This is a genomic window from Dialister sp., from assembly GCF_047832375.1.
Classification (GTDB): domain Bacteria; phylum Bacillota; class Negativicutes; order Veillonellales; family Dialisteraceae; genus Dialister.
In genome coordinates, this window is sequence record NZ_CP181256.1 from 1757661 (window position 1) to 1770652 (window position 12992).

9 protein-coding genes and 1 tRNA gene are annotated in these 12992 nt (G+C 50.8%); 2 read left to right on the top strand and 8 right to left on the bottom strand.

Annotation, left to right across the window (positions count from 1 at the left end):
* The first annotated feature begins 251 nt into the window (after positions 1-251).
* Together ACFWUL_RS07045 and ptsP are read left to right on the top strand one after the other, a co-directional pair.
* Positions 252-827, top strand: coding sequence for a cob(I)yrinic acid a,c-diamide adenosyltransferase (locus ACFWUL_RS07045; RefSeq protein WP_297023747.1), 576 nt, complete (start codon positions 252-254; stop codon positions 825-827).
* Positions 828-857: 30 nt separating this feature from the next.
* Complete coding sequence (ptsP, locus tag ACFWUL_RS07050; RefSeq protein WP_416176818.1) at positions 858-2492, top strand: phosphoenolpyruvate--protein phosphotransferase; 1635 nt, start codon at positions 858-860, stop codon at positions 2490-2492.
* Positions 2493-2863: 371 nt separating this feature from the next.
* Here the strand turns inward: ptsP and nhaA are convergent, their stop codons facing one another.
* The 8 genes from nhaA to ACFWUL_RS07090 all read right to left on the bottom strand — a co-directional run bounded on the left by nhaA (position 2864) and on the right by ACFWUL_RS07090 (position 12903).
* Entirely contained in the window at positions 2864-4030 is a 1167-nt protein-coding gene (nhaA, locus tag ACFWUL_RS07055) for a Na+/H+ antiporter NhaA (RefSeq protein ID WP_416176819.1), read from the bottom strand.
* Between the two features lie 409 nt (positions 4031-4439).
* On the bottom strand, positions 4440-5501 hold the full coding sequence (trpS, locus tag ACFWUL_RS07060) for a tryptophan--tRNA ligase (RefSeq protein ID WP_416176820.1): 1062 nt from the start codon (positions 5499-5501) through the stop codon (positions 4440-4442).
* Between the two features lie 333 nt (positions 5502-5834).
* Positions 5835-7247: a group II intron reverse transcriptase/maturase gene (gene ltrA, locus ACFWUL_RS07065; protein WP_416176821.1), complete on the bottom strand. Its 1413-nt coding sequence runs from the start codon at positions 7245-7247 to the stop codon at positions 5835-5837.
* A gap of 462 nt (positions 7248-7709) precedes the next feature.
* Entirely contained in the window at positions 7710-9536 is a 1827-nt protein-coding gene (glmS, locus tag ACFWUL_RS07070) for a glutamine--fructose-6-phosphate transaminase (isomerizing) (protein ID WP_297023736.1), read from the bottom strand.
* A gap of 281 nt (positions 9537-9817) precedes the next feature.
* The gene (locus ACFWUL_RS07075) at positions 9818-10408 is read right to left on the bottom strand and encodes a YIP1 family protein (protein WP_416176822.1); all 591 of its coding nucleotides are present in this window, start codon (positions 10406-10408) and stop codon (positions 9818-9820) included.
* Positions 10409-10419: 11 nt separating this feature from the next.
* Positions 10420-11376 carry a signal peptide peptidase SppA gene (sppA, locus tag ACFWUL_RS07080; RefSeq protein ID WP_416176823.1) on the bottom strand — a complete coding sequence of 319 codons (957 nt, stop codon included), beginning with the start codon at positions 11374-11376 and terminating at the stop codon, positions 10420-10422.
* Between the two features lie 194 nt (positions 11377-11570).
* Positions 11571-12776, bottom strand: a complete 1206-nt coding sequence (locus ACFWUL_RS07085) for an MFS transporter (protein ID WP_297023726.1) — start codon at positions 12774-12776, stop codon at positions 11571-11573.
* 51 nt (positions 12777-12827) lie between these two features.
* Positions 12828-12903, bottom strand: a tRNA-Glu gene (locus ACFWUL_RS07090).
* Positions 12904-12992 lie beyond the last annotated feature (89 nt).

Consider the following 12992-nt stretch of genomic DNA (forward strand, 5'->3'; position numbering starts at 1 on the left):
GAGAAAAGTGATGGCATGCTAAAGCGAATCCGGGGAAGCACTGATTAATTCGCAGAGTCAGATTTCATAAGGATTTTTTGCAATGCTGCGTTATCATTCTCCTTACATAGTGGAATGGTTTCGGCGGCGCGTAAATGATATACCCCCGCTACCCCTCCCTTTCCTGGGTATTGTATAATATACTTGTAGTTATAGATAATAAGAAAATCTATATAATTTATGAATATTAGGATCAAAGAAAGGAGGCCTCCATGAAAGGATATATAGAAGTTTACACGGGCGATGGTAAAGGAAAGACCACCGCTGCCATCGGACTGGCTATCCGCGCCATTGGGGCCGGAAAAAAAGTATGCATTATCCAGTTCATGAAATCCCTTGCCTATGCAGAGCAGAAAGTGCTGAAAGAACTGCCGGGCATTACATTGATTACGTTAGGAAAACCTTATTTCATCGCCAAGGAAGGTATGCTTTCGGAAGAAGAAATCAAAGCCTGGGGCGATAAGCTGGTGGTTTACCCTGCCGGCCACCCGCCGGAAGAGTATCACCGGATGATCCAAAAGGGTATCGACGAAGCGGTAAAAGCGGTATCCGGTCCCTACGACGTGGTGATTCTGGATGAGTACAATATGGCCTGCTGGTATGACCTGGCCAGTGATGAAGACACGAAGAGAATCCTTGCGGCCCGCAGGCCGGAGGTGGAGCTGGTATTCACCGGCCGCAATGCCCCCCAGCTTATTCTGGACAAGGCAGACCTTATTACAGAAATGAAAAAAATCCGCCACTACTTTGATAAGGGCGTCATGGGAAGAAAGGGAATCGAAGACTGATTTTTTCTCCCATAAGAAAGGACAATAGTTATGGAAAAAATTACAGGAAAAAGCATTTCCGGAATGGTCACCATCGGACCACTCCGTATATTCCGCTGGAAGGAACCGGATATTCCGGAAATGAAGGTAGAAAGGCCGGAAACCGAAGTAGCCCGTTTCGATTCCGCCAGAAATACGGCGGGAGCCAAAATGAAGCAGTTCTATCAGGAAGCCATCAGCCACGTGGGCCTCGATAACGCTTCCATTTTCAAAGTATACCAGCAGATGCTGGCGGACTCGGAATTCATCGATTCTGTGCGGTCCATGATCCGCAGCCAGGGTATCAACGCTGAATACGCCGTATCCCAGGCTGAGCAGAATTTCACCCGTATTTACAGCGCCGACTCCGACGCCTACATGCAGGCCCATATTGCCGACGTTCAGGAAATCGCCCGGATCCTGCTCCGCACACTCCGTCAAAAAAAGGCACTCTTTGCCCAGGATGAACCCTGCATTCTCTACGCTGATGACCTCACCCCAAGCGAGACCATCCAGATGGATACCACAAAGATTCTGGGATTTGTGACGAAAGAAGGCACCCCCACCTCCCACACCGCCATCCTGGCCAGGGCGCTGGGTGTACCGGCCATCGTGGCCACAGGATCCGACGTGGATGACTCCTACGACGGAAAGACGGCTGTCATCGATGGTTTCTCTGGTACCGTATACCTGGACCCCACACCGGGCATTCTTTCTGTGATGAAAGAGAAACAGGACCAGAGCATCCGGCTGAAGGACCTTCTCCAGCAGCTGAAGGGCCTTCCCAGTGAAACGAAGGATGGCCACCGGGTAGAAGTGGCAGCCAACGTATCCTCTGCCTCCGACCTGGCAGCAGTCCTGAAAAATGATGCCGAAGGCATCGGCCTCTTCCGCAGCGAATTCATTTACATGGGCCGGGATACACTGCCCAGCGAAGAAGAACAGTTCAACATTTACAAACTGGCACTGGAAACCATGGCAGGCAAACGGGTCATCATCCGTACCCTGGATATCGGCGCCGACAAAGAGGCCTCTGCCTTCCACCTTCCAAAAGAAGAAAACCCAGCCCTCGGCCTTCGGGGCATCCGCATTTCCCTGAAACGGCCGGAAATCTTCAAGACCCAGCTCCGGGCCATCCTCCGGGCCAGCGCCTTTGGCAAAGCAGCTATTATGTTCCCCCTCATCACCTCTGTCTGGGAAGTGTGGAAAGCAAAAGAAATCCTGGATGAAGTGAAACGGGAACTGGACAAGAAGGGCATTGCCTACGATCACCATATGGAAACGGGCATCATGATCGAAACACCGGCAGCGGCTCTCATCAGCGACAAGCTGGCGAAAGAAGTGGACTTCTTCTCCATCGGCACCAACGATCTGTCCCAGTACACCCTGGTCGTAGACAGAACGAGCCGGGTGCTCTCCGATTTCTTTAACCCCCATCACCCGGCTGTATTGAAACTGATCCGGATGACCGTGGAAAATGCCCATAAAGAAGGCATCTGGGTAGGCATGTGCGGCGAACTGGGTTCCGATCTTTCCGTTACCGAGACATTCCTTAAAATGGGAGTGGATGAATTCTCCGTAGCCCCTTACTCTGTCCTCCCCCTGCGCCAGCAGATCCGTTCTCTGGACCTTTCTCGAAAAAACTGATTCAGAGCTGGAAAAAAACGGGACCATGAAAAATCATGGTCCCGTTTTTTTTCTGTGTTTAAAAGCGGAGGGTTCAAGTCCACAGGGTTCAAAGGTTCAGAAAGATTCCACCGGTCTCGCAAGCTCGCATGTCAGGTTCAAGGAGAAAAATACGGAGCTGATATTAAATCGTCCCATGATTCCTCTTCACACAAAGAAACCGCGCTCCGTACAATTTGCGGCGAATCCCCTGCATCTCCCTTTGAACCTGCAAGATTAGCACAGCCAAATTCCAAGGAACCTTTTGAACTCTCTTGAAAGAATGAGTAAATAGTCAGATTTTAGCTATTTTTCGCACTCCCTGCCCCTCAAACTCGCCATCAATCCCGACCTCACCTTGCTCCCAGTTTGAACACCACCGTTCCCAGAACTGCGGACACCGTGGAAGAGAGAAGGATGGAAAATTTCGCCAGGTTCAAGAGGCCAGGGTCCGTGAAAGCGATGGAAGCGATGAATATGGACATGGTAAATCCGATGCCTCCCAGCATGCCTGCTGCCGCCAATTCTCCCGGACGAGCCCCACCGGGAAGTGATATGCCTGTGATTTTATGGATCAGGAATACGGAACCAAAGATGCCCAGCGGTTTTCCCAGTACCAGCCCGGCGCCGATACCCCAAAGAAGGGGCGATGTGAAATCCAGGGCTCCCAGGGAAATAGCCACACCCGCATTGGCCAGGGCAAATACCGGCATAATGAGGTAAGAAGACCAGGGTTCCAGCCGTTCTTCCCATTCATGGAGCATGGATGTTTTCGGATCTTCCCGAGCGGGGATGGAAAAGCCCAGGACCACGCCGGCAATGGTGGGATGGATACCGGCCTTCAGGAAGAAATACCATCCGAAAAGTCCGCAGACCAGGTAAGCCGGAAACCATTTCACCTTAAGCCGGCCCATGAGGAAAGGCACCGCTAAGGCGACGAGTCCCGCTGCCAGGGCTGCCCATTCCATCTGGCTGCTGTAAAAAAGGGCAATCACAATGATAGCTCCCAGGTCATCCACAATGGCCAAGGCCGTGAGAAATACCACCAGTCCCAGGGGCGCGCTCCCGGCAGCCATGGTCATAATGCCCAGGGCAAAGGCAATGTCCGTGGCCATGGGGATTCCCCATCCTCCCATGGTGGGGCTTCCCCAGTTCACGATGCTGTAAAGGATGGCCGGCACCACCATGCCCCCCAGGGCACCGAATACGGGCAGTACCATGGCTGACGGAGTTTTCAGCTCTCCAAAAAGAAACTCCCGCTTGATTTCCAGACCCACCAGGAAGAAAAACACCGCCATGAGACCATCATTGATCCAATGGACCAGCCCCATTTCCAGGGAAAAGGCTCCGTATCCCAAGGATAGCGGGGTATGAAGGAAATGGTCGTATTCTTCCCCTAAAGGGGAATTGGCAAGTATAACGGCTGCCAGGGCACAGATCAGAAGAATCACGCCACCGCTGGCTTCAGATTTCAGAAACGCAAGAAATGGGTCTTTTATGGTCCGGATCGTTTTTCTCATAGTCATCTCCTTTTTATGATATAAACCAATTTATATATAAATCATAGCATATATTTTTATTTATGTCATTATATGTTATGATTATTTTTATTATTGCATTGTATGCTATAGGTTGCGTTGGAATCTGCCGGATATTATTCGGAGTTATGGAGTGTAGATGATGGCTGACAGCTATAAGCTTGCAGTTGACACCTGGCGGCTGACGGCCTACCGCTGCTGAAAAAGAAAACTATCCGCAAATCAAGCTATTCCCCAATATCTGTAAGCTGTAAGCTGTAAGCTGATAGCTGTCAGCCATTGACTGTAAGCCGTTAGCAGTAAGCGGATAACGGATAGCAGACGGCGGATAACCATCCCCCAGCCAACAAAAAAGACTGCAGATTTCTCCACAGTCTTTTCATTGACATCCTTATTTCAACAGGTTTCCATCTTCAAAATAGTTGATCCTCATGGCTTTCCTGACCTTCTGCAGGGTTTCATCAGCCTTGGCGGCTGCTTTCTTTGTGCCTGCCTCCAGGATATCCGCCACAACGGGAAGCCGTTTTTCCCATGCATGGCGCCGTTCCCGGATAGGAGCCAGTTCTGCCTGCATCACCTTATTCAGGAACCGTTTCACCTTCACATCCCCCAGGCCGCCCCGGGTGTAATGGGCCTTCAGTTCATCCAGATTCTTGTATTCCGGAAGGAATTCTGCAAAGTATTCATCCCTGCAGAAAGCGTCGAGATAGGTAAATACGGGATTTCCTTCCACGTGGCCTGGATCGTCTTTCCTAAGGTGTGTGGGATCGGTGTACATGGACATGATTTTCTTCTCAATGTCCTCCGGTTCATCGGACAGATAAATGCAGTTGCCCAGGGATTTGCTCATCTTAGCCTTCCCATCGGTGCCGGGCAGGCGGAGGCTGGCCTTGTTGGAAGAAAGGACAATCTCCGGTTCCACCAGGGTTTCCCCGTAAATTTCATTGAACTTCCGGACAATTTCCCTTGTCTGTTCCAGCATAGGTTCCTGGTCTTCCCCCGTAGGAACAGTGGTGGCCATGAAGCCCGTAATATCGGCGGCCTGGCTCACCGGGTAGCACAGGAATCCCGCCGGAATACTGGCCTCGAAATGCTTCTGCTGGATTTCTGCTTTTACCGTAGGATTCCGTTCCAACCTTGCTACGGTAACCAGGTTCATATAGTACATGGTCAGTTCCGGCAGCGCCGGCACCAGGGACTGGATGAATATGCAGGATTTTTCCGGATCAATACCTACAGAGAGGTAGTCCAGCGCCACCTGCAGCACATTCTTGCGAACCTTTTCCGGGTTATCCGCATTGTCCGTCAATGCCTGGGCATCGGCAATTTCAATATATACTTCATCAAATTTTCCGGAGTTCTGGAGAGCCACCCTTTCGCGAAGAGATCCCACATAATGGCCCACATGCAGGCGGCCAGTAGGACGGTCACCGGTTAAAATAATTTTCTTCATACACACAACTCCTATCCTTAAATTCCGGACAAGCCCAATCGAAAGCATCTCCAGAGGACTGGAGAATCGCCGTCAACCGGTACTTCTCTCATATAGTTCTATTTTATGCTGAATGCCCTGATTTCGCAATAGCAGGGATGTCTGGTGGTCTGGGTGGTCTGCTGTCCGCCTACAGCTGTCAGCTTACAGCCTCAGATCATGAATCTGACAGCGGTAAGCCAATAACTATCCGCTGTGAGCCGTAAGCTGCTCCCCATGGATCGAGTAGGAGGCGGGCACTTACCCGCCGACCTCTCACACCACCGTACGTACCGTTCGGTATACGGCGGTTCTCTAGTTTTCGCATACTTGCTTATAGTAGCTCGTTAGGGACACATATCCCTGGCGGGCTATTTCTTTATTGCTAAGGATTTGGTTCAGCATAAGTGCCGCCCTCCATGTCCCTTTTCGGCAGTTGGCCAGTTCGTGTACCTTCCATTCCGGTATTTTGTATTGCCGTATCATTCGGTACTTTGTCCTGACCTTTTTCCACTGTGTCCAGTAGATGGCTCGTATTCGCCTTCTCACCCATTCATCCATCTCACGAAGCATTCCTGTCATATCTGCCAACTTAAAGTAGTTCACCCATCCTTTGGCTATCTGATTGAACCTTACTGGGCGCATTTCATTACTAATCGCTTTATTGCGGTTGGTAATAGCCCTCAGGTTTTCTTTCAGTTTGCTCTTGGCCTTCGGATGTACTCTGAAGTGGCATTTTCCTTTCTTGCGATAGAATCCGTATCCCAGATATTTTACCTTGGATATGGATTCCACGCTGGTTTTCTCCCTGTTCACTTTGAGGAACAGCTTCCCTTCAATGAACGGGATGATGTGGACTAAGGTTCTTTCTGCACTTTTCCTGCTTTTACACAGTATCATGCAGTCGTCTGCGTAGCGCACAAACTTATGCCCCCGCTTTTCCAGTTCCTTGTCCAGTTCATTCAGCATGACATTCGCAAGTAGAGGGCTGAGTGGTCCTCCTTGTGGTACGCCTTTCTCACTCTTTTCAAATATCCTGTGAGACATTACGCCTGCATTGAGAAATTTATGTATGAGCGAGATGTCTCTGCCATCTTTTACAGTACGCGAAAGAATCTCGATGAGCTTGCTTTGGCACACCGTGTCAAAGAATTTCTCAAGATCCATGCTTACCGCATAGACATATCCTTCCTCCGCATACTTTTGGCATTGTCTTAAGGCATCATGGGCTCCCCGCTTTGGACGAAATCCCAAACTGGAATCTGAGAATTGCGGCTCATAGATAGGCATAAGTACTTGGGCTATGGCCTGTTGCACTACCCTGTCTACTACCGTCGGTATTCCCAACTTACGAAATTTGCCTTTTTCTGCCTTGGGTATTTCTACCCTGCAGACCGGTTCAGGGGTATATTCCCCTGCCACTATCTCCTCAAGCAGGTCCAAGCGGTGCTCGCTAAGATACGGTAGAAGTTCATCTACACTCATCCTGTCGACTCCGCCTGCCCCTTTGTTGGATTTCACTTTCCTGTAGGCAGCATTCATGTTGTCACGGGATAAAATCCGCTTAAGGAGACTGTCCGTTGGCAAGTCTGCAATGATGTTGTTGTGTTCAGCAATCCTCACATGGATGGGCACTCCGGCATATCCCTGCTGTTCCGCAGCTGCTTTCTGCCAGTAATCTTCTTTCTGAAGTTGTCTGCCTTTAAGCCCATGATTGGTTACTTTCATTGACTAACATCTCCTAAAGTTCGGCCCTTCCCAGATATCTATAGGTCATCTGGTACTATGGCTTCTGCTGACTTCTCACGACAAATCTTATTTCAACCACAGCACAGCCCAATAAATACAGCCTTATTCTGCTGTGTCCGTGAGACCTCCCCAGGTAAGAACGCACTCTTTCTCTCCATATATCCGCCACATTTACTCTACAGGATTCCGTACAGCTATGGGACTTCAGTTTGTATGGCAACCTTATCCATCCTGCCGTAGCCTTATGTGATTCTTGTACATCGGACCGGAGATCTGCCTGCACCTTCCTTCAGATTCCACCTCACGATGGACACCCTTGGTGTTCGGCTATGACCTTCCCGCTGTCGGGCAGTCTAGGGACTTTCACCCTCAAGAGTGCACCCATGCTGGGCGCACCATAAAAAATCCGCAGGACCTTTTGTTCCTGCGGATTCTGTTCAGTTATTCAACGGTCACAGACTTGGCCAGGTTTCTTGGTTTATCCACATCGTTGCCTCTCTTGATACTGGTGTAGTAAGCAAGGAGCTGCATGGGAATCACTGCAAGAATCGGAGCGATGAAGAAGTCCACCCTTGGAATACGAACAGTTTCGGTGGTGTATTTCTCCAGTTCCTTGTCGTCATCGTAGCCGATGCCAAGGACCTCTGCGCCCCGGGCTTTTACTTCCTGGATGTTGCTGTACATCTTGGAGCTTACAGCATCCTGTGTAGCCACGGCAATGACCGGCGTATCTTTGGTAATGAGAGCCAGTGTACCGTGTTTCAGTTCTCCAGCGGCATAGGATTCTGCATGGATATAGGACACTTCCTTCAGTTTCAGTGCCCCTTCCATGGCGATGGCATAGTCGATAGAACGGCCCAAATAGAAAATATCATGGGCTTTGATGAGACGGTCCGCCACATGGGACATGTGGTCTTTTTCACCCAGTACCTTTTCAATCTGCTTCGGCAGGTCCTTCAGGCCATCGGTAATCTTGTGAATCAGTTCCATCGGAATGGTGCCACGAAGCTGGGCCATGTAAAGGGAAAGCAGCAGCAGCGCCACGAGCTGGGTGGTATAGGCTTTTGTGGAGGCCACGGCGATTTCCGGACCTGCCAGGGTATAGACCACATTATCCGCTTCCCGGGCGATGGAAGAGCCGATGGAGTTCGTGACCGCCAGGCTCTTTGCGCCATGGCGCTTGGCTTCCTTCAGTGCTTCCAGGGTATCGATGGTTTCACCGGATTGGGAAACTACAATGCACAGGGTATGGCTGGTGGTAAGAGGCTTGCTGTACCGGTATTCGGAAGCGATTTCTACGGAAACCGGAATCTTCACGAACCGTTCGATGTAGTGCTTTGCTACGAGCCCTGCATGGTAAGCAGTACCGCAGGCAGTAATAAGGATATTGTCGATGTCATCAAAGCATTCCTTCGTCCAGTGAAGATCCGGGAAGGCTACGGAGCCATCTTTGTTCAGGTGAATCTGTACGGTGTCCCTGACGGCTTTGGGCTGTTCAAAGATTTCCTTCAGCATGAAATGGGGATAGCCGCCTTTTTCTGCAGCTTCTGCGGTCCAGGTGACCTTCTGGATTTTCTTCTGGATCGGGTGTCCTTCTTTATCAAGAATAGTGACGCTGTCTTTCTTCACCACCGCCAGTTCTTCATCGTCCAGGATGTAAATATCCCGGGTTCTGTTGATCACTGCCGGAATATCGGAGGCAATAAAATTTTCTCCTTTACCGAGACCGATGATGAGAGGGTTTGCTTTCTTTGTACAGATAATGGTATCCGGGTCTGCAGCGTCCATGATGACCAGACTGTAGGAGCCTTCGATCATAGAGAGCATCTTGCGGACAGTGGACAGGAAATCCCCATCATCCAGTTCTTCCAGGAGGTGCGGAACCACTTCCGTATCCGTATCGGACTTGAAGACATGGCCCTTTTCCATGAGGTCCTTTTTCAGGGTCATGTAGTTTTCAATGATGCCATTGTGGACCACTACGAAATGGTTATGGCAGTCACCGTGGGGATGGGCATTCCGGTCAGACGGCTTGCCATGGGTAGCCCAACGGGTATGACCGATGCCGATATGACCAGTCAGGGGATGTTCTTTCAGCACATTTTCAAGGTTCACCAGGCGACCTTGCTTCTTCTCGATTTGGATTTTTCCATTTTCATAGACCGCGATACCGGCAGAATCATATCCTCTGTATTCGAGACGACGAAGACCGTCAATCAGGAAGTCCTGGGCATTCCCGCTTCCCACATAACCTACAATACCGCACATATGGTATTCCTCCTTATACATTCTGTTTCTTTATTATCGATTATATTATTCTGCCCCAGCCGGGGCCGCCTGCTTTTAAAGCGAAAAAAGGCAATACATACGCATATTATTATATCACAGGGAATGAAATTTTGAAAATTCAGGGCTCCAATGCCTTTGTCGCCAGCCATGAGGCATACAGGTAAGGAACGGGACTTTCCCATTTCTGCCCGTCTCCTGGCCCTGAAAAGAAGCTGGGGCTGCGTCAATTCCGACACAGCCCCATTGCTATTGATTCTATTTTACATCCCGCTGATGACAGATTCAATAGTCTGTACGTCCTGCATATTGGCAATGCCTTCCACCGCTGCCATGACTCCCAGAGCCATGAGGGCCAGGAGGAAAACTACCGCCAGCACATAGGGTGTGAGGGCAATAAGCACCGATTTCCCGAAATGGAACCGGTAATTTTCACTGATAGCCTTCACATCCAGATAAAAGGACCAGATGAATATGACGAAGCTGCCGATGCCGGAGAGGAAAGAAATACCAAGATTATCGAGGAACGAAAACACCACGGAGAAAGCCAGAGGCAGGGACGCTGCCATGAAGCCCGCCGTAATCCCCTGGGCCGTTCCCATGCCGCCCCATAGTCCGGAAATGTAGTCAATCACTGCGCTGTGCACCAGAAGAGCGGCGCCCATGAACAGGAACAGCATCAGGAACTGTACCACCGGTCCTGGTCCCTGCCGAAATACGGAAAGGGATAAAAGAAATACAACGAAGAGCCAGAGGATAAAACCTTCTTTCAGCCGTTCTTCATTGGTCACCTGCCGGAGCGCCCGTTCCGGCGCCGTGAGCAGGGCAAATGCCAGGTCTAATAACTGATTCATGGAAATCCTCCTTATTTCATGGACGGTACTGACGATTCGAGAAGGGACTCTTTGAAGCTGTCAGCCGCTGCCCTGGCAAACAGGCCGGAAAGATTTTTCACTTCACCGGACAGAAGGCCCTTCAGGGATACACCGCTGCCATAGACTTTCACCGGAATATTTTCCCCGTCTCCCTGGATACCGCCGCTGGATGCCGCATAGCTCAGGGCATCATAGTAGTTGCCCATGGCATCCACCAGTCCCAGGTCCTGGGCCTGTTTGCCCGTAAGGATCCGGCCGTCGGCAATGCTCCGAACCTTGCTTTCATCCATTTTCCTTCCATCCGCCACGGTCTGGACAAACTGGCTGTAAATATCATCCACCATGGACTGCACCATGTCCCGTTCTTCTCCGGTCATGGAGCGGTACATGGAAAGGATATCCTTGTGGGCACCACTCTTGATCTTTTCATTTTTAATGCCCAGCTTATTCATGAGGTCTTCCACATTCGTATAGTCCATGTAAACCCCGATGCTGCCCGTAATGGTGGCGGGAGTAGCAAAAATATAGTTTCCTTTGCTTGCAAGCCAATAGCCTGCAGAAGCGCACATATCCCCCATGGAAATGATGATGGGCTTTCCGCTGCTCCTGATCTTATCCATCTCCTCCGCAATTTCCTGAGTAGCCCCTGTGGAGCCGCCGGGGCTGTTAATACGGACAAGGATGGCCTTGGCCTCCGGGTCCTTGCGGGCTTCCTGGAACTGACGCATCAGTTCCTCACTGGTGACGCCGCTGCCGCCGTTGAGAAGGGAATCCGTATCCGGTCCCCCGTAAATGGGTCCATCAATGCGGATCACCGCCACATAGCCGCTTTTCCTGTTCTGGGAAGCCCCGTTTTTCCAAAGGTCCGCAGTACCCGCTGCGATGGCCACCACCAGAAGAAGGACAATGCCAAGGATCATCCATTTCCTTTTTACCTGTATATCCATAGATTCCTCCTTTACACCAGGGAATTCCATACCGAAACCTGCCGGCCTTCCAATGAATGCCTGATTAGATTATAGCACAGAGGGGATAAGGAAGGGTTTATCCGGTTCACGGCTTACAGCTATCTGCTATCCGCTTACGGTCCTCTATTACTAAACTGTCAGTGGTACTCTGTAAGCAGTTAGCCGACAATCCCCTACTTCCTGATAAATCTCATATAAATGTATGCCGCCGACAGGACCTGGAACAGGAAAGACAGGAGAAATACAGGTCCCATGCTGCCGCACACATGGGCCAGGCCACCGCCAAGGACCGGGCCCATACAGTTTCCGATATTCATGGCAGCCGCATTGATTCCATAGGCGCTACCGGCTTCATCGTTGCTGATCATCTCCGGGATGGCACCGGATATGGACGTCACTCCGCCCATGGTGAAGAACCCAAATCCAAACTGCCCCAGGCCAAAAAAGACAACCGTAGGCGCCAGGAACTGGATTCCCGAAAACAGCCCGGCGCCGGCAAAGGAAAGGGCCATGGTCCTGTAGAACCCCATCTTTTCCCCGCACCGGCCCCAGAAGGGACCCGCCACGGCTCCGGCTACCCCAGCAGCGCCGCAGATGAGTCCGGAGATGAGGGTGGCATTATCCGTAGTGCCAGTCAATTCTACCACATGGAGTGCTATGAGGGGATTGATAATCAGCATGGCGCACTGGTTAATAATCATGAGGGCCATGAGAATCATAAAATTCTTATTTTTTCCCAGCTGCCGGAGAGAAGCAATAAGGGGCACCTTTTTTTGATTTCCTTTTTTCCGGGCCGGTTCCTTCACGAAAAGGAAGACCAGGAAAAAGGCAAGGACATCGACACATCCTGAAATGAGGAACGGGAGCCGAAGGCCCGTCAGGGCTCCCAGAATACCGCCCAGGAAGGGGCCCAGCATGGTCCCCGCGCTCCGTCCGCCCAGAAGTATACCGATGGACAGGCCCGCATGGCTTCCGGCAATTTCTGATACCAGGGCCTGGCTCACCGGATTGAAGCCGAAGGAAAATCCCTGAAACAGCCGGGCTCCCAGAAGCTCCCATGGATTCTGGGCAAAATAAGACATAAAATAAGCAATAGATAGACAAGCTGCGGACCGGAGAATCATCTTCCGCTTCCCGAACCGGTCCGCCAGGGCTCCCCAGACCGGCATGACCAGGGCGCCAACGATAAACATACCGGACACCACAGCGGAGTTCCACAAAGCCACCGTATCCGGAGATGCCCCCAGTTCCATAAGATACAGCGGCAGGAATGGAAACACCAGAGTCGCACTGCCCCCAATAAAGGCGGCTCCCACGGCAGAAGCCATAATCGTCTGCCGGACTTCCCTTTCCGAAAGCTCCGTTTTCTTTTCTCCCATAGTATTTCTCCTGAAAAATAAAAGAGAGCACCTCTGTGCTCCCTTTTCTCATGGTGACCGGTATGGGATTCGAACCCATACTCTCTGCGCTGAGAACGCAGCGTCTTAACCGTTTGACTAACCGGCCATGTATGAGTTATTATACTTGATTTTGTGGGTAAATTCAAGTATAAAATTAAGGAGAAAATGGAGAGGTATGAACCACAAGTGATATTG

Bases quoted from the DNA above. Each gene is read 5' to 3' on its own strand.
- ptsP (WP_416176818.1), top strand. From the start codon at position 858: ATGGAAAAAATTACAGGAAAAAGCATTTCCGGAATGGTCACCATCGGA.
- glmS (WP_297023736.1), bottom strand. From the start codon at position 9,536: ATGTGCGGTATTGTAGGTTATGTGGGAAGCGGGAATGCCCAGGACTTC.
- nhaA (WP_416176819.1), bottom strand. From the start codon at position 4,030: ATGAGAAAAACGATCCGGACCATAAAAGACCCATTTCTTGCGTTTCTG.
- sppA (WP_416176823.1), bottom strand. From the start codon at position 11,376: ATGGATATACAGGTAAAAAGGAAATGGATGATCCTTGGCATTGTCCTT.
- ltrA (WP_416176821.1), bottom strand. From the start codon at position 7,247: ATGAAAGTAACCAATCATGGGCTTAAAGGCAGACAACTTCAGAAAGAA.
- ACFWUL_RS07085 (WP_297023726.1), bottom strand. From the start codon at position 12,776: ATGGGAGAAAAGAAAACGGAGCTTTCGGAAAGGGAAGTCCGGCAGACG.
- trpS (WP_416176820.1), bottom strand. From the start codon at position 5,501: ATGAAGAAAATTATTTTAACCGGTGACCGTCCTACTGGCCGCCTGCAT.
- ACFWUL_RS07075 (WP_416176822.1), bottom strand. From the start codon at position 10,408: ATGAATCAGTTATTAGACCTGGCATTTGCCCTGCTCACGGCGCCGGAA.
- ACFWUL_RS07045 (WP_297023747.1), top strand. From the start codon at position 252: ATGAAAGGATATATAGAAGTTTACACGGGCGATGGTAAAGGAAAGACC.